The organism is Simkania sp. (genome assembly GCF_965215465.1).
Classification (GTDB): Bacteria; Chlamydiota; Chlamydiia; order Chlamydiales; family Simkaniaceae; genus Simkania.
Map to the genome: position 1 here is coordinate 497,974 of NZ_OZ244056.1, position 23,923 is coordinate 521,896.

At 42.9% G+C, this 23,923-nt stretch carries 18 protein-coding genes and 1 pseudogene; 5 read left to right on the forward strand and 14 right to left on the reverse strand.

Annotated features, from left to right (window positions below; genetic code table 11):
- The first annotated feature begins 212 nt into the window (after positions 1 to 212).
- Together ACOOFG_RS02300 and ACOOFG_RS02305 are read left to right on the forward strand one after the other, a co-directional pair.
- Entirely contained in the window at positions 213 to 878 is a 666-nt protein-coding gene (locus tag ACOOFG_RS02300) for a YqjF family protein (protein WP_420422031.1), read from the forward strand.
- A 34-nt stretch (positions 879 to 912) separates the two neighbouring features.
- Positions 913 to 2,344, forward strand: a pseudogene (locus ACOOFG_RS02305) (FAD-binding domain-containing protein).
- On the opposite strand, the gene ACOOFG_RS02310 reads toward ACOOFG_RS02305, so the two are convergent.
- From ACOOFG_RS02310 to ACOOFG_RS02355, 10 genes are all read right to left on the reverse strand, one after another.
- A complete protein-coding gene (locus ACOOFG_RS02310; protein ID WP_420422032.1) occupies positions 2,341 to 3,879 on the reverse strand; it encodes a cryptochrome/photolyase family protein in 1,539 nt (512 codons plus the stop codon). The pseudogene ACOOFG_RS02305 and the gene ACOOFG_RS02310 overlap by 4 nt on opposite strands.
- A 179-nt stretch (positions 3,880 to 4,058) precedes the next feature.
- Positions 4,059 to 4,304: a hypothetical protein gene (locus ACOOFG_RS02315; protein WP_420422033.1), complete on the reverse strand. Its 246-nt coding sequence runs from the start codon at positions 4,302 to 4,304 to the stop codon at positions 4,059 to 4,061.
- Positions 4,305 to 4,340: 36 nt separating this feature from the next.
- Entirely contained in the window at positions 4,341 to 4,742 is a 402-nt protein-coding gene (locus tag ACOOFG_RS02320) for a hypothetical protein (RefSeq protein WP_420422034.1), read from the reverse strand.
- A 171-nt stretch (positions 4,743 to 4,913) separates the two neighbouring features.
- Positions 4,914 to 5,369: a hypothetical protein gene (locus ACOOFG_RS02325; protein ID WP_420422035.1), complete on the reverse strand. Its 456-nt coding sequence runs from the start codon at positions 5,367 to 5,369 to the stop codon at positions 4,914 to 4,916.
- A gap of 23 nt (positions 5,370 to 5,392) precedes the next feature.
- Positions 5,393 to 5,788 carry a membrane protein insertion efficiency factor YidD gene (gene yidD / locus ACOOFG_RS02330; protein ID WP_420422036.1) on the reverse strand — a complete coding sequence of 132 codons (396 nt, stop codon included), beginning with the start codon at positions 5,786 to 5,788 and terminating at the stop codon, positions 5,393 to 5,395.
- Positions 5,778 to 6,725, reverse strand: a complete 948-nt coding sequence (locus tag ACOOFG_RS02335; protein WP_420422037.1) for a tetratricopeptide repeat protein — start codon at positions 6,723 to 6,725, stop codon at positions 5,778 to 5,780. Before ACOOFG_RS02335 ends, yidD begins: the two co-directional genes overlap by 11 nt.
- Positions 6,726 to 6,810: 85 nt before the next feature.
- Positions 6,811 to 8,361: a hypothetical protein gene (locus ACOOFG_RS02340; protein WP_420422038.1), complete on the reverse strand. Its 1,551-nt coding sequence runs from the start codon at positions 8,359 to 8,361 to the stop codon at positions 6,811 to 6,813.
- Positions 8,362 to 8,642: 281 nt separating this feature from the next.
- Positions 8,643 to 9,701 (reverse strand): hypothetical protein, encoded by a 1,059-nt coding sequence (locus ACOOFG_RS02345; RefSeq protein ID WP_420422039.1) that lies wholly within the window; start codon positions 9,699 to 9,701, stop codon positions 8,643 to 8,645.
- 60 nt (positions 9,702 to 9,761) lie between these two features.
- Positions 9,762 to 10,727, reverse strand: coding sequence for a hypothetical protein (locus ACOOFG_RS02350; RefSeq protein ID WP_420422040.1), 966 nt, complete (start codon positions 10,725 to 10,727; stop codon positions 9,762 to 9,764).
- 326 nt (positions 10,728 to 11,053) lie between these two features.
- A complete protein-coding gene (locus tag ACOOFG_RS02355; protein ID WP_420422041.1) occupies positions 11,054 to 16,261 on the reverse strand; it encodes a secretin N-terminal domain-containing protein in 5,208 nt (1,735 codons plus the stop codon).
- 284 nt (positions 16,262 to 16,545) lie between these two features.
- Here ACOOFG_RS02355 and ACOOFG_RS02360 point away from each other — a divergent pair, with 284 nt between their 5' ends.
- From ACOOFG_RS02360 to ACOOFG_RS02370, 3 genes are all read left to right on the forward strand, one after another.
- Positions 16,546 to 17,433: an amidohydrolase family protein gene (locus ACOOFG_RS02360; protein ID WP_420422042.1), complete on the forward strand. Its 888-nt coding sequence runs from the start codon at positions 16,546 to 16,548 to the stop codon at positions 17,431 to 17,433.
- A 79-nt stretch (positions 17,434 to 17,512) separates the two neighbouring features.
- Positions 17,513 to 17,812, forward strand: a complete 300-nt coding sequence (locus ACOOFG_RS02365; RefSeq protein ID WP_420422043.1) for a hypothetical protein — start codon at positions 17,513 to 17,515, stop codon at positions 17,810 to 17,812.
- Complete coding sequence (locus ACOOFG_RS02370) at positions 17,809 to 18,516, forward strand: hypothetical protein (RefSeq protein ID WP_420422044.1); 708 nt, start codon at positions 17,809 to 17,811, stop codon at positions 18,514 to 18,516. The genes ACOOFG_RS02365 and ACOOFG_RS02370 overlap by 4 nt, the downstream gene beginning before the upstream one ends.
- Here the strand turns inward: ACOOFG_RS02370 and ACOOFG_RS02375 are convergent.
- The 4 genes from ACOOFG_RS02375 to ACOOFG_RS02390 form a co-directional block, all read right to left on the reverse strand.
- On the reverse strand, positions 18,509 to 20,119 hold the full coding sequence (locus ACOOFG_RS02375) for a protein kinase domain-containing protein (RefSeq protein ID WP_420422045.1): 1,611 nt from the start codon (positions 20,117 to 20,119) through the stop codon (positions 18,509 to 18,511). The genes ACOOFG_RS02370 and ACOOFG_RS02375 overlap by 8 nt on opposite strands.
- 8 nt (positions 20,120 to 20,127) lie before the next feature.
- On the reverse strand, positions 20,128 to 21,330 hold the full coding sequence (sctQ, locus tag ACOOFG_RS02380; RefSeq protein ID WP_420422046.1) for a type III secretion system cytoplasmic ring protein SctQ: 1,203 nt from the start codon (positions 21,328 to 21,330) through the stop codon (positions 20,128 to 20,130).
- 46 nt (positions 21,331 to 21,376) lie between these two features.
- The gene (locus ACOOFG_RS02385; protein ID WP_420422047.1) at positions 21,377 to 22,072 is read right to left on the reverse strand and encodes a hypothetical protein; all 696 of its coding nucleotides are present in this window, start codon (positions 22,070 to 22,072) and stop codon (positions 21,377 to 21,379) included.
- Positions 22,073 to 22,181: 109 nt separating this feature from the next.
- Positions 22,182 to 23,921: a hypothetical protein gene (locus ACOOFG_RS02390; RefSeq protein ID WP_420422048.1), complete on the reverse strand. Its 1,740-nt coding sequence runs from the start codon at positions 23,919 to 23,921 to the stop codon at positions 22,182 to 22,184.
- Positions 23,922 to 23,923: the final 2 nt, after the last annotated feature.

Consider the following 23,923-nt stretch of genomic DNA (forward strand, 5'->3'; position numbering starts at 1 on the left):
ACGGAAACAACAATAGAATTAGAATTGCCCGTATCAACATAAAATACATCAACTAAACCAATCTTATATTATTTTTTTTAATAAAAGATATGACCCAAAAAATAAACTTATTTTGTGTTGCTATTTTGGGAACTGTAGGAATTATCCTTGATAGTCGTGGTAAAACTAAAAAATTCTAGCGTTTCTCAAAGTCTGTGTTTTATGATTAATGGATGATTCAATCTTGGAAAAACTTATTTTTTCTCCATTTTAGTCTTGATCCCTTAGTAGTTAAGTCCCTCCTGCCTGACCAGCTAGCTCTCGATCTATATGATGGAAAAGCCTATCTAGGAATAGTTGGCTTTGAAATGAAAAGTATTCATTTTCATCCGGTCCCGTGGTTTTGTTACCCTTCATTTTATGAGTTGAATCTTAGAACTTATGTCAAGCTCCCTAATGGAAAACCAGCCATCTATTTTTTTTCTCTAGATGCCAATTCATGGCTCAGCGTTTTACTCGCTCGCACTCTTTTTAAATTACCGTATTGTTATTACGACCTACGTTATGAGATCGATAATCAATCGGGAAAAATGCAAAGTCTAAAGGACGGTCAAATACTCAATGCTTTCAGTTTTACACTTTCGAATAGCCCTGCAAAGGATACCTTGGCCTATTTCCTACTTGAACGTTACGACTTCATCACTGTGAAAAAAAAGCGTCACTATGTCGGCAGTTTAACCCATGTTCCGTATGAGGCTGTTCATTTGAAAACTTACGATTACAAGACTCAACTATTTAAGCGTTTCTCGATTGATGAGAATCAGATCACTGCTGAAGAGTTTGCTTGCTATTATTGTCCTGGCTTTAAAGTCAAAGTTACTGGATTTGGTCGGATTTAGAGGAAAGAATGCAAGTTGTTTGGTTTAAAAAAGATTGAGACTCGCAGATCATGAACCTCTGTGCCGAGCTGCAGCTGCAGGAGCTGTTCTACCGCTCTATATTTTTGAGCCAAAATTATGGCAGCAAGAAGATGCAAGCTACCGTCATTACGCATTTCTATATCAAAGTCTTCAAGAACTAAAGCTTTCTTTCATGCAGTTAGGCCAGCCTCTCGTCATTAGAGTTGGGGAAGCCACCACGGTTTTGCGTCAACTTCACCAGATGTATGGTTTTAAAGCGGTTTGGTCCCATCAAGAGACAGGTAATGATTGGAGTTACTGCCGCGATAGAAGCGTAAAAGCCCTATTGAATCAGCTCCAGGTCCCTTGGGTTGAAATTCAAAACCATGGAATTGTGCGCGGTTTGAAAAATCGCGATGAGTGGGCAAAGCGATGGCATCAAGCGATGTTTAAGCCGGTCTTTATGCCACCACAGCAGCTCCGTCCTGTTAATGTACCTTCAGAGAAAATCCCAAATCTCGATGACTTAGGCTTGACTCCCGATTGCCCAGGGGTTCAACAAGGTGGAAGCTCCCAGGCGCATCTGCTACTCAACAGTTTTTTAAATGATAGAGGTGAAAATTACACAAAAGAGATGTCTTCCCCCCTTACAGCTGGAACCGCTTGCTCACGACTATCCCCACATTTTACTTTTGGAACACTATCGATCAGACAAGCCTTTCAAACGGTTCAAAAACACCAGCCAAAGAGCTCCAAATGGAAAAGCTCTCAGCGCTCTTTTGGCGCACGTCTACGTTGGCATTGTCATTTTATTCAAAAGCTTGAAACCGAGCCTTCCATAGAATTCGAAGATCTCCATCAAAGTTACCGCCATCTCAAACAAGACAGCTTTAACTTAGAGTGGTTTGAGTGTTGGCAAAAGGGAAAGACTGGTTTCCCCATGATTGATGCGTGCATTACAACATACGGGCTGGATTAACTTTCGTATGCGCGCCATGCTCATGAGCTTTGCAGCAAACCACCTATGGCTTCATTGGCGCAAACCCGCGCTCCATTTAGCGCGGCTTTTTACTGACTATGAGCCTGGTATTCATTACAGTCAGTGTCAAATGCAATCCGGAACAACGGGAATCAATGCGATAAGAATTTACAACCCGATCAAGCAAAGCCAAGATCATGACTCAAAAGGTCAATTCATTAAAGAATGGATACCGGAGTTAAGAGACATGCCGGAGCAGTTTATTCATACACCTTGGGAAGCTCCGATGCTTCTGAACGATTATCCGCTACCTGTTGTTGATGAGAAAACAAGCCGGAAAAAAGCCGTTGAAAAACTGTACCAGTTGCGCAAAAGTCAACAATTTAAATCAACAGCAAAAGCGATTTACCAAAAGCATGGAAGCCGTAAACGATCTAAGCGTTCTGTACAAATAGAAACGCAACAGCTCAACCTTTTTGAAGATTAAACCTCTTTGTTTTGTTCGAGATCTTTAAAAAAACGTGCAGCATCGCTACGAACATCCTTTATTTTCTTCTCAGTCATTTTATGTAACATGGAATAAACACGTGCGAGCCGCAAATTCTTTCCAAGTTTGCTTTCGTTTCGTCGAAGAAAATCCCAGTAAAGATAGTTGAAAGGACAAGCGCTCTTGCCATTTTTCTCTGTCACCTTATAAGCGCAATTGCGACAATAGTTAGACATTTTATTGATATAAGCTCCACTAGCTGCATAAGGCTTACTGGCAAGTAACCCTCCGTCGGCATAAAGAATCATTCCTGAAACGTTAGGTAATTCGACCCATTCATAAGCATCAGCGTAAACAATCCAGTACCACTCATTGACTTCATCTGGATGAATCCCAGCAAGTAGTGCAAAGTTTCCAAGCACCATGAGGCGTTGAATATGATGCGCATAAGCGTGTTCTTTTGTTTCCTCAATGCATTGTTTTAAGCAGTTCATTTTTGTTTTAGCAGACCAGAAAAATTCAGGTAGTTTTCGCTTCGCTTGAAGGCAATTTTCCTTGGCATACGCTGGCATTTTCAGCCAATAGATGCCCCGAACATATTCTCGCCACCCTAAAATTTGACGAATGAATCCTTCGACGGCGTTAAGTGGAGCATGTCCATCGTGAAAGGCTTGTTCGACGCGCTGAATACACTGATGGGGATCGAGTAAGCCGCAGTTGATATAAAAACTGATATGAGAATGGAACATCCACGGCTCTCCTTCTAGCATAGCATCTTGGTAAGTTCCAAAAAGAGGCAGTCTTTCTTGAACAAATTGGTCGAATGCTTGAAGTGCAGCTTTTCTTGTCACTGCCATGTAAAATGGCTCAAGATCTCCAAAGTGTGTGCTAAACTCAGCTGAGACAATCTCCAAAACTGACTGAGTGGTGGCATCCGGTTTTTTTTTGTACGGGGAAGGAATGGTCACTTGGCGATCGGGTGGCTTTCTGTTCTCAGCATCATAGTTCCATTTGCCACCTAGAGGTTGATTTCCCTCCATTAAGATGTTGTATTTTTTACGCATTTCTCGATAAAAATACTCCATCGTGAGTTGCTTGCGACCCTTTGCCCATAGTTTAAAGTCCTCTTCAGTACACAAAAACCGGTTATCATCAAGAATCTTAACTGGTACTTTGAACATTTTTGACCAGCTCGCTACTTCTTCTGCCTTGTAGTACTCACTTGGCTTGGTGATCACAATTTGCTGGATTCTATTTTGCTGGCAGGCCTTTTGCACAGCATCGGTCAAGTTCGAAGGATGACCTTTTTCTTCTAATGATTGATAGCAGACCTTCGCGTCCTTTTTTTTAAGTTCTGCTGCAAAGTGCCTGCGTGCGGCCATAAGGAAAGCTATTTTTTTCTTGTGATGTTTGACGTGTGTGAACTCTTCCTTACCCTCATGAAAAAATATTATATCTTTAGAGAAATCGCAGTCTTTTAAACTCGAGAGTGTCTCACTTAATTGATCGCCTAAAATGACACGCAGAGTTTTCATTATCGCCTCGTTTTTTGCGTTTTAACTGTGCTTAAATGTTACTTTATTTTTGCTTCAGAGCGAAGTCTTTTTATCTAATCCCTAACGAAGTATGAAAAATGATGCCCCTTTAAGTTAACTTTTTTGGAGACACCCTATGAATTAGAAAAAATATCTCTATTTTCCATGAAAAACTTAGTTCAGTCGGTATTCAGAACTTTGAGATTCTTTAAGAGAGTGATTTCAGGTGGGAGTTTTTTTAGTTCACCTTGACGGAGGTTTAGAACAGTGAGACCTTCAATTTCTTTTAAGTGAAGAGCTAGCCAACCTTGAAAAGCTTTTTGGACTTTCATCCCACAAATAGGCGTATCTACAAAGTGTTGCAGTTGAAGTGGGATGTTCCATGCTTGTTGAGAGTTAAAGCCAGGTGATGGTAAGCCTAGCATTGGGATAGGGATAAAAAGTTCATCGCTAAGAGCGCTCTATAACTTGAGCCTGCTGGTTTTATGAGCTTCTGCAGTCCAAAGTTCAATCAAAGAAGGTTGAGAGGAAGCGCAATGCAAAGCGCTCTTTGCTTGTAATTTTTCAGAGTATGTATCAAATCCTTTTTGCCCCACGACAAAGATAAAAGCCTTTCTAACCTTTTCAAGAGATGCGTCAGCTTCAGTCGCTCCGATCATCGCTTCAAAGCGAGCAATATCCCCACCTGCACTTTCTACAATGTTTGTAAACAAAGTATTTATGAACGTATCGATGCCAGAAGCCCAAAGTGTTGATTCTTGAGCTTTGAGATTTCCAAAGATTAAATGACCTAAAAGTTGGTTTCTCAGATTAGATTGCAGCCCAAGTAATGGGGCTTGTATTGAAATGCCAACAGAAGACATATTCCCCCTCAATAGATAAAATTATTTTTAAACAGTGGTTTTGGCGATGCTTAGATTGAAGTATTGTGAAAAAATGAAAAGCAGCCCCATTCCATCTAATTATATCCATTATAATCTGTTTTTGGATTAATTACAAGGAGAGGTATGAGCGTTTTACAGAGTCAGGTTAAGTTATAACATCTTTGTTCCAAGAGTGATGTGGAAATCAAATGCAGGGGGTGAAAAACCATATTTTGCTCGAAGAGCTCCTAGAGCAGGAGCCTGTATCGTGATGAGAAAAACCTCAGAGATGTCCTCTCTTTCTGGGTGGACGATTTCGCATTCCTTAAGAGAAAAAGAGACTTTCGTCCCACACTCTTCAACTTTTTGAATGGAGGTCCACTCTTCTGGCATGATGACGGTGATGTGGGCGCCGATGAGACCGGGTCCAAAATAGGGCGGCTCGGAAAAGCCTTCTCTGGGCAGGTGTTGAATGAGTTCATGAATGTAACGGTCATCGAGATCGACGTAAGTGAATCCATCAGATTCTTGTTTGAGAGTACCTGAAAGGGGAAGGTTAGAATTGATTACTTCAAGTAGTTTTGGACAAGGCACCACTTCGCGGCAATTGATTTTGGAACTAAGCATGAGAAGGCTCCCCAGTAAAATTGCTAGTAAGTTGGATCCCATTTAAATGTTTCTCCGTCGATCGTGATCGTGCGGTAGACCCACTCTTCCTTATTTTCACGCAAGAGGCGATCACAGCCCATCACAAATCCTTTGATAAAACCATGACGTCGCATGGCGAGGAGCATGTAACGGGAACTTGTTGGCCGAAAGTGGCTACGTGGACCATCAACAGGTGAAAGCACATTTTGATGAAAGAGGATCACTTGCTCTGCCAATTTAGTCCAGACTCCTTTTGATGCTGGCGCTTGAGGGATACGGCTATGATGCGGCACCAGCTCGGCATCTTTTCCCCAAGGTTCCTGATAGCCGACCTCAGCTGATAACGTTGCCGTTGCAACAGAAAAAAGCACGATAAGAAATTTAATTTTAAAACCCATATTGCAACATGAGGACTGGAAAAAGTCCGTTACGGTTGAGCGCTGGATACGCCAGGTCCTCGTATACCCGTTCATTATAGAGTTTGGTTGACTCTCCTGCACCATAAATTCCCCCAAAATACCAACCGGCTTCAAAGCTTGTGGTGATCACACCGGCAGCAATTTCTCCCTTACTAAAAAAGTGGACGGCTGCGGCGATGAAGAGCCCATTCAGGAGAAAAGCAGTGACTGCAGATTGTTTTTGTCCGACGTAGAGGTAACCTGCCCCAGGCAGGATCATGTTGAGCGTTTGGGCTTTTTTAACAGATTTTTTTTTTGCGTCGTATTCAAAGAGAATTTCTGAGAGGTAGGTTTGGGACGGACTCTGCTGCGACTCCCGTTCAAGAGCATAGAGGTCTCCCTCGATTAAAATCGTTGCGAGTTCCAATTTTTTAGCTGTCTCTGGATAGTAGCGTCGGATTGTCCGCAGTGTATGCTCTGCTTTGGCTTCATCCTCTGTTTCGACGTAGCATTCATAGAGGATTACAAGCATGTCGTGGTAAGCAGGGAAGGCAATGGTCGTCGTGTAAAGCTTTGAGTGATTGTAAGCCTGAATGGCGTCTTCGTACCGTTTGCCCAGGTAGTAGCAGAGGAGCATTTGGTACTGGATTTCGAGTAGTCTTTCATTGTCATTCTCAGGGAGGAGGTACTCTGAGCGTTTAAATGTTGTGATGGCGCGATAGAAGTCGAGATCTTGAGCAAATCGTTGTCCTAAAAGGTATTCCTTGCCCCAAGCTTCTTTTTTTTCCTCATAGGTAAGTTCTGGAAAGGCTGGCGGCAATTGTTTCAAATACCGATCTTGGACAGCATAGTTCACTTGAGGCTCGAGGTTATCAGAGACCTTATAGCAGGAGGATAAAAACGCCACCATTAAGAGCAAAAGGAGTTTCGATTTCATAAATTCCACAGCCGTTAAAGAGGAGAGAATACTGAAAAGGGGAATATGAATCCAGGCCTTTCAATGGGAAAGAAGGTCAGATGCCCTAACGCACCCTGAGACAAGTGATTGCGATGTCATCGACGCATTCTTTGTCCATTCCCATCGGGTCAAACTTCTTGCAAAACTCTTTTGGATTACAGGCGCTCTGGCGACTAGGGTCTTCCGTTTTTTTATCTGCGTCTATGTGGTGGCTTGGATCTCTGATCTTTGCCTCAAATTCCCTGACTAACTGATCCATATTTGTTGGTGCTGTTTGAATCACTTCGAGAATCTCTTTGCGTGAAAGAAATCCACCGATTCCATCTGTGAAACTATACACAACCGAGCCTGATGGAATGGGGGCTAAGCGCGATTCACCTGTATATTTATCGCTTGCTCCAAGTCCGGCCCCATCTTTTGTTTCCTCAATCCACTCGCACTGACTTTCTTGAATGTTTGAGACCTCAACAGTTTTTGATTCAGCCTGAGGCTTAATGATCAAAAATGCAATATCCGCAGAGTGACTTGTGTAAAGATGGCTTTGTCCTTGAGAATCTTGAAAAACATGCGCCACTCCGAATGCAGGACCTGAAAGGGAGAGTTGTGTATTTTTATGAGGGAGGAAATCCCAAAACAATGCCCGTGCGGTTCCTTTTTCGTCATCTTTGCTGAGTAAAGTTTCATAGCTTTGTTTAAATAGATTCAAGTCTTGAGTAGAAGATTTGGATTCGCAAAGAGCTACTAAGTGCTCATAGCAAGAATGCACACTTGTAAAGGAGGTATATCGATCTAAAAGTTCTTCATATCTTTTCCTGAAACCTATTTGATCCAATGTTTCAATGAACTCTCGAACATCCTCATTGGAAAATGTTTGTTGTTGGCAGAGTCTGGCATGTATCGATAGGCTGCGATTTCTCAGCTCCGCTTGTTGTTCTCGATGCTTCATCATTTTCGTATCGAATGTCTCTACAATTTTGTCAGCTTCTGTTTTAAAAACGCTTGTCGCATTCTCTTGCCTGTAGTCAAACTCTGTGACAAATTTTTCATAGCTTTGAGCCATTTCTGAATATAGGGGGTGCTCTTGTTCAACTACTGTTGCCTTGCCATGTCCCACTCCGTCAAAAATCATTGAGAAACCATTCATACTTGAGTAGGTCCAGTCATCAATATTCACTCCAACTTCCCCTCCTGGGTACGTACAGGATGAGAGGTCCCCTTGGTAAAGAAGAGGGGACTTGATGATCTTATCTGCAGGAACATCTGCAAGTCGGTGCACAAGTTTTGGACCAACAGCTGCAGCAACGAGAAGTAAGCCAAAAGAGGGATTAAACCAGGAGACAACCGCGATGAATATCCATGCAGCGATCTTTTTAATCGCCTCAATTTGCAGGTGGGCTTGACGAGTGAAAACTTCTTGCTGTGGATCAAAGGGGGGTGAGCTCTCTTGGATGGCATGATAGTTATGCACAAACACAGGTTCCCCAGGAATCGAGCAAAGGAACTCACTGAAATTGATCCAAGAGTGCTTTAAGAAATCAAAGCGATCATCTGTTTGTGAAACTGTTTTATAAATTGGAAGAGTAAAAAAAGATAATTTTTCACTAATAGATGCCATTATTTTCCCTCGAGTACCTATTTGAGCTTTAAGATTTTATAATCTGAAATCGATTTTTTGCAAGAGAAACCCCTCCCAAATTCTCCCTTTTCTCGAGTGGACGATGTTATAGATAAACGGAACTCTGCTTCTTCCTCATCTCTGTTGCTCTTGCCCTCTATTTAATCCTGCTGGATGCTGGTGAGCTCTGATGCTAGTAGCATCAATCATGTGCCATTCGCGTCCCCCATCTTTTTTAGATCTCAAGAATCTCTGTAAACTTTTCTAATTTTACCTATCGACTATAACTGTTGTGATAAGGTCGTATCTCCTGCAATCTGAAATGTCCCCGCATTCGGGGTATCGATATCAAAACTATAAAAAGCGTTTCCAATGGCTGAGCAATTTTCTAGACTGCCAGTTAAGCTGTTCCCTGAATTTTCGATAAAAAATCCCACATCGCCGTTGTTTCCAGAACAGTTTTCTAAATTCAAAGTTAAATTTGAAGCGGCACGAGTTTCAAAATAAAATCCATTAACATCTGTATTGTTTGCAGTAGAATTGATCATGTTCACTATAGAGCTTGAATTGCTATGTAACACCATAATAAATCCATCATCTGCGTTAGCATTTGAGAAGCAGCTGTCTGCATTTAATATGATATTTGAGTTTCCAAAAGCTGAGAATTCAAATCCTGTAACATCATTATTGCTTGCTGAACATCTTGTCATTGTGAATCGTGCATTTGAATTGTCATAGGTATAAGTATTAAAACCATCTTCACTATTATTTGATATGCAGTTTGTTAGGTTTAGTGTTAGATTTGCATTTGTGTTAGATTCGAAATAAAAACCTGCGTCAAATGTATTATTATTTGCTGAGCAATTTGTTAGGCTCCCAGTTAGACTGTTTCCGCTATTTCTAATAAAGAATCCTGTGCCAAACATGTTATTGTTTTGATGACAAGTTACAATGCTCATGCTCAAACTTGCACTGTCACTAACGTCAATTACAAACCCATTATCATCGGTATTATTTGTTATGCAGTTTGTCATGTTTAGTGCGACATTTGACGAGCCAGATGGGTTAATACCAAATCCAAGAGGAAGATTGCGCGCTATGCAATTTAAAATGTGAATGCTTGATGTTCCATCAGTAGGGTTGTAGAGAAAGCCATATGATCCTGTTCCGATTACAGTCATGCCACTCACAGTACAATCTCTATTGATATCAACCCCATTTCCTGCCAGGTTAGACAGCTTAGGACCATTTATGGTTAAGGCTGGGATCTTAATCAGCCCTTTGCTTGTATTTACATTCAGTTCTACACCTGATCCAGCTAAGGTTTGCCTTTCTTTCATGACAAATCCTTGGTCCATCCCGTTTGTTGTCCCATCTCCAGGGAAGACATAAACAGTATCTCATGGTTTGGAGATGTTTTGGGCATCCAGAAGGGTTGCAAAAGGATCCTCAAATGTCCCCTTACTGCCATTTAGGTTGTTAACAAAAATAAAGTTTAAAGGAGCGCCAGAGCCATCTTTTGCAACAGTTTTTCTTTTGTTTTTATCGAGTACAATGGGCTCAAACCTCTCGATAGGACGTGATTTGAGGGGGGTAAAGTAGCGTTTTTTGACAGCTTTCATTTCTCTTTTTCCAAGAGGGATGCGAATGCCAATTGTTCCGTTAACATTGGTTCCAAAAAGCCGATCACCTGAAACTTGCCCTTCAATGCTAATTAGGTCATTGTAGGTGAGTCGCAATTTACCTAATCCTCCAAAAGCATGCAATTCTGCGCGTTTAAAGTAATACGTACTAGCTGCTACGTAGAGATTCCAATTAAGCCAAGAGTTTGAAAGGTAACCAAGCTCAAGGTTGCTTCCTGTGAGTGCATACCGATCCGTTTGGCAGATGAGCAAGTGGTTTCCTTTGAATCCCCCGAAGAAAGGATCTTTAACTCTGCTTTCATGACTTTTTAGTGGGAAGTAACTATTGAAGTAAGAGACAATTTCTCCCCAATCTTTTCCTGAAAAAACAAGAGGGTGTGTATATGAAAGCCCTGCTGTAATTTGGTTGAAAATATAATCCGTTCGACTTTCCGTTAGGTCAAAAAAAGTATAAACAGACAACCGGTTTTCTTGTTGAAATTGATAGCCAAGCCCTGCTCCTAAGTTGGCTCCTTGTTTTCTTTTGTTCAAAACAAGATAACGAAGGTCAATAAAAGGCTGCCAAGCTTGGTTTTCAAAGGCATGATAGAGACCGATTTTCGAATATTGCCTTTTATAGCCAACACCACTCCCTTGGGTGTGCGTTGCATCGAGTTCAAGCCCCGTTAACGTATGACACCCAAAAAGAGCTAGAAATAACATTAAGCTTTTTAATTTCTTCATTCAGCAAGCGCGCTTATTAATTTACAACTAAATTCTGTTTTATATCAGAATAAAAATATCCTGAATAATTTTTTTTAATTTTCATTCCTTTCTCTATCCACAGAAATGGTGCCCTTAGAAATTCAGGCTTATGATTGAAGCCGTAAAATGGGGCAATGATTAGGTTGGGGAAAGGGTGTGATTTCGGAATTTCTGATCTAAGATTTTTCTGACTGGCAAGTTGCGGAGCTTGATGGCAACCCCTCAGGGGGGTGTCGAGAGCGAGCACGAAGTCAGGCGGGAAAGGATAGATCGAGAAAACTAAAATTATCCTCTCTCGCTACTCCCTAATAATCGTCGGGGGTTTTGACCAGTTCTAGACCTGCATCAAAGGATTCGACATCATCGGTTTGAGAGCGATGAAGGTCTTCTTGGTGAGTGGTGATTTCTTTGTAGACATCATAAGATTTAATGATGTGAGGGCGAACAAAGATGATGATTGATTGTTTGTTACTGAGCGAGTCATTTTGCGAGAAGGCAGCTCCGATGAGGGGGAGGCCACCCAAGCAAGGAATGCTTGTTCGAGTTTGAGTGATGGAATTGTCGATTTGTCCGCTGATGATCAGGAATGCTTTGTCAGGGACAGTGACAGATGTTTGCGTAGTTGTTTTGCTTGTGGCAATACCATTCAGAGTAATGGGGCTAGAGGAACTACTATTACCCGAGATATTTTCAGTGATTTCTTGGTTGATATTGAGAGTGACAGTGTCGTTATCACCGATTTGTGGAGTGATGCTGAGGCTTACACCAACATCTCGGTATTCGAGGTTAGAGTTGGTAACTGTAGCGTTGCTTCCTGTATTTTGAACGATCGATCCTGTATAAGGGAGGTTTTGGCCGACAAAGATAGATGCATTTTTATTGTCTTGGGTGATGATTTTCTGATTTAAAGCGATGGTTGTATCGTTGTCGGCTTTGAGAGCGTCGACAACAGAGCCCAAGGAAAAGTAGGTTTGCCCTTTATGGAGAATAATGTCCCCAATCACACCAAGATCAAATCCATTCACAAACGGGATCATGGTTCCTGTTGGCGTAGTAGTGGCGGTGATACTTTGTAGCCCGGAGTTAAAGTCTGCTAGAGGATCAGGAGCATTTTCTCCGGGAGGTTGAGGGAATGAGCCTGTGCCATAAGCAAATTTGTTTCGATAGACACCTTGAGATCCCCAACGAAGTCCAAAGTTGAGTGAGTTTGCAATGTTAGTTTCAATGACGAGGATTTCGACAAAGACTTGGCGCAAGGGGATATCAATACTCTTGATGAGCTCTTTGAGTTTTGCTAGAGACTCACTTTCACCTGTGGAGATGAGAGAGTTTGTCACTTCAATCCACTGAACAGCCTTAATTGCATCAACAAGTCCTTGGTTGACTTTATCGCTTTTAATTTTGGATAGATCGTCACCAATTTTTTGTAAGGCCGATTGAATTTCCGAACCTGAGTGATATTGCAACTTGTAAATGAGGAAGCTCATGTCGGAAATACTTTCAATGCCGGTTTGATCTCCAGGAATGCCTGGACCAGGTGTGTCAAAACGTTCGAGTAGCGTATAGACTTTTTGCGTATCATCATCATTTCCTGTGACGACGATAGAAGAAACTTGTTGCATCCACTTCAGGTTATTGATTGTGTCGAAAAGTGGCGGATCGCTGACTCCCGACGAGATGAGGTTTTGTTCAAAATCACGTAAGATGAGAATCAATTGCTGTCCAGAGACGTATTTAGGTTTGTAGATGAGGTAGCCTGAAGGCGAACGAACAGGTTGTTCTCCTGAGAGTTCGGGGATGTCAAATTTAGCAGCTAGTGTTGTGGCTTCTTTGAGGTCTTTAGGTGTTCCTGTAAAGATAATCGAGTTAGTCTCTTTAACATAACGCATGTTTTGAAGTGTTTTGATCAGACCTGTATCAGTTGATTGAGCACGTTGAAAGTCATTTGCTAGGTCGCGCAAGTATCCCATGAGGACAGGGCCTGAAACGTTTTTAACTTTGTAGACTACAAAAGTGGTTTTGCCGACTGTTTTGACAGCATCTTCTTTTTCTACATCGATAGTGGGGAGGAGAGCTTTCACACCATTGATTGAGGCATCAGTTCCTGTAAAGAGGACGGATTTTCCATTCGAGACGAGTTTTGCGGTGTTAAGTGTTTTGATAAGGGCTGGGTCGGCTAAGTCTGCTGATTCCATGTTTTCAGCGAATAATCTGATATGACGGCGGAGCTCATCAGCTGACAAGTTTTTAGGAGTGTAGACAAAGAACTCCGTTGCTTTTTCGGGAGCTTTTTGATGCAAGTCATACTTTTCCGCAAGTTCCTTGACTGATGCGATTGATTCTGGAGTTCCCGTAAATAAGACGGCTTTTCCTCCAGAGGTAATTTGCGAATTTTTGAGTGTGCGAATCAAATTGGGGTCTGAGAGTCCTGAATCTTCAAGAGTGGTTCCTGCATCCACCATCCGCTGTTGGAAATCTTCAGCTGAGAGATTTTTAGGTTGATAAACGAAGTACTGTGTGGCTTTTTCAGCTTGGATTCCAGAATCGTATGTTGGAATCATGTTTTCTAATCGGCTAATGGCGTCTGGAGTTCCAACATATGTCACAGCATCTCCAGAAGGGGTGAGTTTTGCACTTTCTAATGCTTCGAGAAGCTGCGGATCATTTAGGCCTGCTTCTTGGAGTTTATCTGCCACCTCAAGAGAGCGTTTTTGAAGGTCAGCTGCGGAAATTGACTTAGGTTTATAGACGAAAAACTTTGATGTTGCAGCTTTTTCACTATCAAATGTCGGAACCATTTCCTTCAGTTTAGCAATGGCTTCAGGTGTACCAGTAAATAAGATCGATTTTCCATGCCCAACGATTTTTCCGGATCTTAAAGCTGTAATGAGCGGAATGTTAGGGTTGGGAGTCGCTTGCATTTCATTTGCTGCTTGAATAGCTGCTTTTTGAATGTCTTCTGACGAACGGTTTGTTGGAGAGTAGATGTAAATTTTGTTTGCTTGTTCGGCTTCATTTTCTTCATCGATTGTCGGAACCATTGTTTGGAGTTTTGCAATGGCATCAGGTGTTCCTGTGAAAATCACTGTGTTTCCATCTGATGAAACGCGAGCAGAATTAAAGGCGTTAATAAGAGGAGCATCGTGGAGTCCAGACTTTTTCAAGTCAGCTGCGGTTTGGACCATGTTTTTCTGAAACTGCTCGGCGTCCATCGAGATCGGTTTGTAGACGAAGAGTTGTGTAGCTTTTGCTTTTGTTGAGGTGTCAAAAGTTGGCGCCACTTCTCGAATTTTGGAAATTGCATTGGGAGTGCCGGTGAACATTACGGCGGTTTTGTCAGGAACCAGTCGAGCGGTTTCTAGTGTGTTGATCAGGGTGTTGTCAGCAAGGCCACTTGCTTGCATTTCATTTGCGACCTCTTTGATATGTGCTAAGTAATCAGATGCAGACATTGTTGTAGGACGATAGACGTAGAATGCAGAGGATTCTTGACGAGTTGGGATATCGTACTTAGCGATCATCGCTTTGAGCTTAGTCAGAACAGTCTCTGTACCAGTTAAAACAAGTGAATTTGTCTGTTTGTTCCAAGTAATGTTGTTGATCGCTTCGATGAGTTGTTTTTCATCAGCATCACTTCCTTTAAGAGACTTAGCAGTCTGCTCGAGCTCTTGCATGACAAAAGAACCTGGCGCGTTTTGCAGGCGATAAACAAAGTACTCCACTTTGTGAGAAGCTTCTGATTCAGCGTTTTGCTGTGTATCGATTGAGCCGATAATATCTTTGATGTGGTTGATTGTAGTGGGAGTTCCACGGAATACAAACGAGTTGGTGTCAGAAATGTACTTAGAATTGTCAATGGCAACAGCAACTGGACTTCCTTTGGGGAGGGATTTAGCAGTTTTTTGGAGTCCTTGCTCTAAAAATCCTGGCTGAACGTGAGCTACTTTATAGATGTAGAAAGTGGACGCTTCTTCAGTAGGCCCTTTTTGCTGATCGATTGTATTGAGGAGAGCATGAACTCGATCAAGAGACTGCGGATCACCTGTAAAAACAAGTGAGTGGGTAGAAGGGACCCATTCAGCTGTGCTGAGTGCATGTAAGAAGGCAGGATCTGCTAGATTTCCAGCTTTCAAGCTCTTATCGATATCCTTAATTTGTTTGAGGATTGCTTCTCCTGAGAGATTTTTAGGTGTGTAAACGTAAAAATCATTGCTAAGCGGGAGTTTTCCAGATGTTTTTCCTTTATGAGATGGAATGTCGAAAGTAGGAAGTATTTGTTTAAGACGATTGATGGAGTGTTCATCTCCATAGAACAGGAGGGAGTCATTCTCTTTTATCCATTGCATCGACTCGATAGTTTCGATCAGATGAGTAGGAGGATGCTCGGATTTTTTGATGGTTTGAACAAACTTATCGAGTGAACGGGAGATTTGTTCTTCATCGCCATATTTAATGGGATAGAGAAAGAAGCTACTTTTTAGGTATTCGAGTTCTGTTGCTGTGTAAGGGACGTCGAGTTTGGAAAGAAGCTCTTGAACTTCATTTAGAGTTGTAGGTGTCCCGATGAAAGCAAGCGAGTGGCTTTCACGAATAAAGCGCATGGTGCTTAAGGTTTGTACGAGAGATTGTGAGGCTGGGCCAAGTTTAGCTAGGCCTTCTTCAACTTGTCTCACAGCCTTTTGCAAAATATCTGCAGGCTTGTTTTTGATGTGGTAGATAAGGATATTACTTCCAGTGATCGGTCCGGAAAATCGTTGCGTAAGTGAAGGAGGATTATCCAAGTCTTCGAAGATCATGAGTGATTTTTCAATCAAGTAGGGGGTCGAAACAATGAAGATCGTGTTGGTTTGATCTTGAGGAACATAAATGATTGGGTTTCCTTCAGAAATCGGGATGATGATCTGGTTCGCTAAACCAATGAGCGTTTCGGGAGAATTATTACGTGTTATGTAAGTGTCAATGTTAAGGGGGCTTTTTGCAGCGTCTATGCTGAGCAGAAGTTTTTGGATCTCTTCGATGTTTTGAGTGATGTCTGTGATAATGACATGTCGAGTTTGTGACGAAACTTCTAAGACAGCGTCTCTTGAAAGAAGAGGAGAGATGAGTTGCCCAACAATTGTAGGGTTGGTGTTTTTGATTTTAAACACACGTGTCATGATCGGAGGAATGTAACCTTCTTCTAAAGGGGACTCTTGGGAGACAACTGTTGCAATTTGGCTAACGGCTCCCGACTTAGTGATGAGAATATTGTTGCCTTGTTCAATGAGACCAAATCCATTCACTTTAAGAACTTGAACAAGGGCTGACATGACATTGACAAGTGAAGTTGCCTCTTCCGACACGATGGTCACGTTGAATTTCAGATCTTTTTCGTCGTAGACAAAGTTGAGGTTAGCGATTTTGCTAACGAATTTGATGTACTCAATGATCGAAACATTGTTGAAATTGATGGTGTAACCTGGGCCAGTATCTGGAGGGATAACAGAACGCTCAGGCTCTGTTGATTCAGGCATTTCAGGTTCATTTATAGGGGCAGAGTGCAGAGATGACAAAGAAGAAAAGCATAGAAAGAATGTGAGAGTTAGGAGTCGCAGAGCTTTACTTGTCATCATGTATTTATGCATTAATCGAAAAATCTTATTTCATATCAAAGATGGTTATTAGTGCGCACCCTTTTTTTCACAAGGAAAAGAGGGTCTTCAAAGCTGCAAATTTTTTCCCATCAAAAAAGCGCATGCATGTTAAAAAGCCATTAAAACAGTATTGATATTTTTAGGGTAGTAGAAAAGGAGCTAACATGTACAAAGGTGAAATCGTCGACGCTCATATGCATTTGTGGGACCTCGATCATGGGGATTATCCGTGGCTAAAAGAGCGGAGTCCTTTGATTGAGGTGTTAGTAGGAGATTATAAGAAAATACGAGAGAATTTTCTGATTGACGACTACATTAAAATGGTGAAACCACACCATGTCACAAAAAGTATCCATGTTGAAGCAAATGCCAATCCAAAAAAAGCGCTTCATGAAACCATGTGGGTACAAAAGCAAGCCGATACATATGGTTTTCCACATGGAATTGTGATTCAAACCGATCTTGCATCAAATGATTTAGAAGAAGAATTGAAAGATCACCTTCAATACCCCAATGTCCGAGGTGCGAGACAAATTTTGTTTCGTGAAGAAGATTCGGATAAACCCAACCTTCTTCAAGAATTTCGCTGGCAAAAAGGATTAAAACTCCTCGCACAGTATGAACTTCATTTTGAACTTGCGCTTTTTGCCCATCAACTTGCCGATGCAACGAAAGTGGTGCGCGAATACTCTGATGTCCGTTTTGTTCTCGAACATCTCGGTTGGCCACTGGATCTTTCAAAAGAAGGCGTTGAGATGTGGAAAAATCGTCTAGCTCTACTTGCTGCAGAACCCAATGTTCATTTTAAAATCAGTGGCATTGGCTCTGTATGTAAGACGTCAGACCAAAAAACGATTGAACCGTACATCTTAACAGCGATAGAACTCTTTGGTGTAGATCGATGCTTTTTTGGAAGTGATTTTCCTCCTGGTAGCCTCTTTTGTACCTATCCAGGACTGTTAGATAGTCTCAAGAGAATTTTTAGCCAGTTTGATGAAAAGACGCAGACAAAGCTTTTCTATCAAAATGCTAAAGACTTCTATCAAATTTGACCTTTAGCTATCTATATGGTAAAATTTTTCCTCCTAACTTGGTCAGCATGTGAAGAAACTATCTATATGGAGGATTCCTATGAAATGGCTTTTTGCAGCGTTATTAGCTTTGGGCACAGTTGCCCTTGCTGCAGAGGAAAATGAAGAGATTCATCACGTCAAAATAGAGCTCGATCTCTATTGCCCTCATAGCGATGAGCTAGAAGCTCTGATCGAGACGATTAAATCAAAAGAAAATGAGTTCACACTCGATTATCGTGAGTGGGTATACAATCTCCGCGATGGGATTGAAAAACTCAATCTTCTACTTGATTCTGAGCAAATCTATCGGGGAGAAGTCCACGTGAACCACGATAAAACGGACACACTTCCCGAATGAAAAAACTCGCCCTATTTTTTCTAACTCTTCCGTTTACCCTTTTTGGATGGACTCATTTAGAGCTAGGTGCAGGGAATTATGGGGAGGACGGTCACACCCAGACTTCCCAACAAAAAACAGTGCTGATGGCACTTTCCTTTGTTTCCGAAAAAGAAAACTACATTGATCGCTTAGAGGAAACGGGAACTGAGTATGATCCTGAAGATCAATATGCCGTTCTTTTTTGGACATTAGACGAGCTCGTCAAGCGCTATGGAGAAGAGGGGACCTTCTATGTGAATGATCTTTTCCCTGACTATGCTGAGTATGCAGCCATGCAACTCGCATTATATGCCGAGCAGCAGGGCTATGATCAAATTAATGTGGAAACGCTTCCCGGTGATTACCAGTCATTAGAAGGAAGAACTTTTGACTCGGTGCATCTAAAAAATCCCGAAATTTCTCTTTTTTATGAAGGAATGGATGGGGACGCATTTCTCACATCTCCAGAGAAAATTCATAAAACAAGAGGGCTTTTATCCCAGCTTGCAGCTCTTGCCAGTGAGGGGCTTTATCTTTTCATCATTGATTCGTTTATTCCTGTTGAAGAAAAGATCTATGGGGAATTTTACAGGAAAACTGAAGAGTGGGAGGCTGTACCCTACGTCTATCCTGAAGGGGTTCGTTTTGATTCAAGTCACTGTAGTGTTTATTTAATTAAGTGATTCGTTGGATGGTGAGGACCGAGTGAGGGGTTTCGTGATTCGGTTTTGCCGTCACTTTGGTCAGTTCGCTTGAGAGGCCTTCGGCTTGTGTTTGTGCGGAAAGCTGCATAAATGAGGGGAGGGATCCTCGAATGGTTTCTTCGAGCTTTTGACTTTCTTTGGCTTCCGATAGATCGGTTTGGAATGAATGGACGATGAGGATGTCCCCTTCGTTCCAATTCTCAGTCGTTTCGTAAAACCCATGATGAGGATCTGTGCCAAGCAAGGGGTTTTGGTTGGCTAGGAAGCGGGGAGTTTCGCTTCCTCCTGGGAGATGAATCAGAGGTTGAAACCCACAGGAAATAAATGAAAATTGATTGTCTTGCGGCATGAGATGAAGGAGGTGGAAAGCAAAGGAAGAGTTTTGCTCTTGCGCGCAAAGCATAGTGTTCAAGCTTGTCATGAAAGTAATGGGCTCGAAGGGCTGATCTTGAGAAGTTTTGGCATCATGGGTTAGGCTGAGAATCATTCCTTTTAATAGTCCAATTTCTCCTAGCGACTCGAGACGGCTTTCGTTGAGTTCTGCAATGAGAATCATATAGGACTGATCGGCAAAGCGGAAAAAATCGTAGTAGGTGCCGAGGTCTGCTGCCGGATCGTAGTGAGCAAAGCCAAGATCAAATGCGTTCCATTTTGGGATGGCTTTAGGGAGCAGTTTACGATGTCCTTGCTCAAGTTGTTCCCAAATTTCTTTAACATCTTGCATTTGGTGAGCGTCTCGTTTTGTGGCGAGGGTTTTCAGATAGTTTGAAATGTCGGTGATGAAATCGACGATGTCTTGATACCGCTCTTCGACGGCTGGCTGCAGAGCTTTTTCAACAATTTTGCGTAATTCAGTTGGAAGGAGGGAAAGTTGGATCTTGCCGTAACTGAGCTTACCAACAATGAGTTCAAAGGTGATGACTCCAAGAGAGTAGATGTCGGTTGCGACGGTGACTTTGAGCGGATCTTTTTTTTGTTCGGGGCTCATGTAACTGGGTGTTCCTAGAAACTGACTTTTGTAAGAAGGGAGGGGAGGTTTCCGATCGTGGGTCAATTGGGCGATTCCAAAGTCAATGACTTTGACTTGGCCGCCTTCGGTGATCAAAATATTTTCAGGTTTAAGGTCACGATGAATAACGCCGTGAGTGTGGAGATGGAGGAGCGCGTACGAAACTTGGAGAATGATATCGAGTGAGCTTTTGATCGAGAGATTTTGTTGCATGATAAACTGCTTCAGCGAAATCCCTTGAACAAACTCCATGGCGATGTAGAGACCGCCTTCCCATTTTCCCTGCCCATAGAGCTTGATGATATTGGGATGATCGGTCAGACCGATGATTTCAGATTCCTTAAGGAATTGCTGAACCATTTCGGGATGTGTCATGAATTTTGGAGAAAGAACTTTAACGACAAGGGGAAACCCATCAGGATGCATTCCTAGGTAGAGGTAACTCATGCCTCCTTTACTAAGAAGCGTGTCGATCTTATAGGGACCAATTTTTCCACTTGAAATCGTTGGCTCTCCCGTTTCTTTGGTGAGATTCGGAAGTGTGCTTTGTTTATAGAATTCAGCGTTGTCCATGAGATGGCCTATTGACCAATTTTTGTGATTTTGACGCCAATCACATCTCCAATTTGAACGAGATCACCTTTGGCCATGCACTTTCCATTGGCGACGAGGCTGACACCTTGCTCGGGCTTGACATTGAGTTCTAATGTATTGCCAGGTTTAAGCTTGAGAAGTTTATCGAGATTCATTTTAAGGTGGGCCACTTCAACAGATAAGTGTATGGGTACCTTTTTAGGAGAGATCACTTCCTCTGAGCGGGGTTGCGGAGCGTCCATCGGTTGTTCTGCGGCCATTTCTTCTTCAGGATGGGAAGGTTCGGGTGGCATAGGAGGAGCAGCTTCTTCCATAGGTTCGGGTGGGAGTGTTTCCAAGTTTTCATCGGTCATCTTACTTTCCTCATAGTAAAGTGCATAATCGAGGATTTTAACATTTTCATCTTTGAGTTTCACCTGAAAGAGGGGAACGTGGTCAAACATGAGCTGAAAGGTTCCTCTTCCCAAATTAGGCGAGTAGGAACAGTAATCTAAAAAAAGCAAATCGCCTTCATAGAGATCTTTCGATTGATCTTGTGAAAGGGTCGTTCGTCCTGCAGTCAGTGAGAGATCGAGATCGATCTGATCGTACTTTTCGGAAGGGATGGAGAGCCGCCATTCACCGGTATAATGATCACGAAAGGCTTGGTGGAAAAGAGGAGGACAAACCAAGCGACCCCAAACTGTTTCACCATCTTTTTCAAGCGCAATATCGACACAGTAAGCATCTTCTTTGCTTAGCGGCATGTCGACAATTTTTGGAGTGAGTCCCTGGAAGACTTGCATCTGATCGACGAGGTGCAGAGCTTCTAATGTGATATAGCGGAAGAATCCTTTTTGCAGAAAAGGATCAGAAAACCCTTCTTCTCCTGCTTTGGGATCAATGGCCCAGGAAGAGAGTTTGGTAAAATCTTCTGTTGGGACGATGAGGGAAAAACTTCCTTGCAGAGGAGTGAGTTCCATACTGAGTTGCAAGGGGGAACGTCCCATACCTGTTAAAATAGAGGCCCCGGACTTCCATTCAGAAGTTCCAACTGTCATCTTGAACTCTTTCAAATTGAAGTTTTGGGCGAAAACATTGGCAAACTCTTTCCACGGGAAACCGGGAAAAGCTCCCCACATAGGGATTTCTTTGGTTTGTAAAATAGATGTTTCAATTTGTTTGATCCAGCCTTCTGGCGCAACGCTCATGGACCTATCCTGATGGTTCTTTCCTTTGCAAAATACGTTATTTCAATCAATTTAGGAAGGGATTTCTTTCAATTTTTTGCGTTTTTTGTTCCCCTTTCTTTTCTCCTCTGGCAGTTTGATTGATTTTTCGCAAAGATTCGGGCTTTTCATACTTGGTAAAAGCCGGTGGCAGGAGGTTGATTTGAAAGTGCTCAAGTTTGGTTTGCAAGGCTTTCAAAAGAGTTGGAAGATGAGCCGTGAGGTCATCAACGGCTGAGGCGTCAGGACTCATAAGTAACACATTGAAGCTATGCGGATGGGTGTCATAATGGTCAATTTGAATGACTGTTCCATGAAATTGTCCATAAGGATCTGGAAGCTCCAAGGTGAGCTCAGTTGAAGAGACTCCATTTTGACTTTCAATTGAAAGATAGTGCTCCATTTGACTCAGTAATTCTTCCATCGCAGGAGAGAGCTCGGAAATTGCTGAAGTCTCTTGCGCACCGTGGCTCACCGCTCGCACATCTGCGCGAGTTTCTGCGCGACCTTGCACGTGCTCTGACGATGTTTTGTTTTTTGGGCGCTCTTTGCGCAAGTTTGGAGTTTGTTTGTGTTTGGGAAAATCAAACACGGACCACCTACTCGCTTGAGGTTTTGCCTCTTTGCGATTCATCATCTCTTTAAACGAGCGTTTGGGCTTTTTTTGATTTTCTTGCACTTTTTGGTGCGACGTATTTCCATCTTTTGAAACTGGAAGAACCATGAATACCTCTCAAATCCATACCAACCTGGGTTTTGAGTTGACTTCACTCATTCCCAGGTTACCAATCGGCATCCATGTTGGCATAACTCCTAAGCAAATTGCAAGGGGATTATTTTTTGCTTTTGCCACCACCACCGCCAGCAGCACCTTTACGACGGATGAGGGGTTTTTTCCCTTCAAGGACAGGTTTAAGCAAGTTGACTTCAAACGCATGTTCGCTTTGTTTAAACGCTGCAACTAAGTCGGCCATGTTCGCATTGAACGCCTCGACTGCTTGTGGAGTTCCGACAAGTTGCAAGTTGTAAGCTTGGGGAGCGGTGCTATATTGATCGAGGATCACCTGCGCTCCGTTGAAAACAGAATTAGGCATGTTGAGAGTCACCGTTGTAGAGGTGACGCCCGAGTGCGTTTGCACGAGAATCGTTCCCACCATTTTTTCAAACAGTTCGTAAGTTTGAGGGGAGAGTTGGGAATAAGGTGGGGCGTCTGTTGGAGGGACAACAGGAGCAAATGGCTGCTCGACTGGCGGAAGGTTTGCGGTGAGTTGTTCGGCATCGATAAACGGGAAATCGTCTTTCTTTTTCTGATCTCCCATCATTCCCATCTCCTCTTCGGGGATGGGTGGAGCTACAAGACCTTCTTCTGTCGCCGCAGCTCCAGGAAGAGTAGCGGGTTTGCCCATCTTCTTATTGCGAATTTGCTCGGGAGTGTAGCGTTCGAATGTAACAGCAGTCTGGGGTCTTGTTCTTGGCGGTGCCTGAGCAGGAATTTCAGTTGGAACCACTGTTTCTTTTTTCTTGATCCCTTCAGGAGAGACTTCACCAGTTTCTTCTTCTGTTGGGGTTGGAACTCTAGGTTTTTCAAGAGGTGGTTTCGCTTCCCCTTCCATGGGAGCTTGAAGCGGTTGTTCAGCGAGCTTTTCTCCTTTTTCTGCGCCAGTAGGAGGCTGTGCTCCCATAAAAGTTGGCATGACAGATTCTTCTCCAGCTTGAGGGAAGGGTTGTTGCGGCTCTTCTCCTTTAACAACAGGTTGCTCTGGAGCCGCATCTTCCGCTGTGGGAGTCTGAGGCTTTTCTTCAGGTGCGACAGTTTCAATGCGAGGAGCCGGTTTTGCTGGAGCTTTCTTTTTAGATTTGAGAGCATCTTTGGCAGGCTGTGACGCTAAAAGAGAAGCATCTTCTTCTTTCTTTTTGGGCGAGCCTTCGTCTTTACCCTCCTGACTGGCTTCAGTTGGAGGTTGCGTCTGGGGTTGCTCGGTTGTGTAGGCTGTTTGATCGGTTGGTTGTTGTTCCCCTTGAGGATATTGCGCACTTGGAGCGGCATATTGTGGAAATTCTTCTTCGCCTTGGCCATAAGATGGAGCTTGCTCAGAGGGAGGTGCAGATGGAGGAGGTTGCTCAGCCGGAGGCTCTCCTGCAGAAGGAGTTTGAGGTTCATAAGGTGATGGAGCAGGTTGCGCTTGGGGTGCTGCTGAGGACTGCTCTTCCCCAACTTCCACTCCTTCGGTTGAGATCGATCCAGGTTCTGGCGCCGCTTTGGAGGTTTGAGGAGCGGCCCGTTTACGAACACCACCTTCTGAATCGAAGAGGCCATCGAGTTCGCTTTTGTCTTCCATAAACTCAGCAAAAGAACTGGAGGGAGGGGGAGGAGCTTTCGCTTCGACGTCCTCATCTTCATCACCTTCCTCTTCGCCTTTTTTAAGACGTCGTTGTTGCCGTTTTTCCGAAGGATCGACTTCCTCAACTTTGAGCACTTTCTTAAACTTTTCGGGGTCGACTTGTTCTTCTTTTTCTGGTTCGGGTCTCATAGGGCGCCCGGTATCCCCGCGTTGTTGTGTTGGATCAACCATTT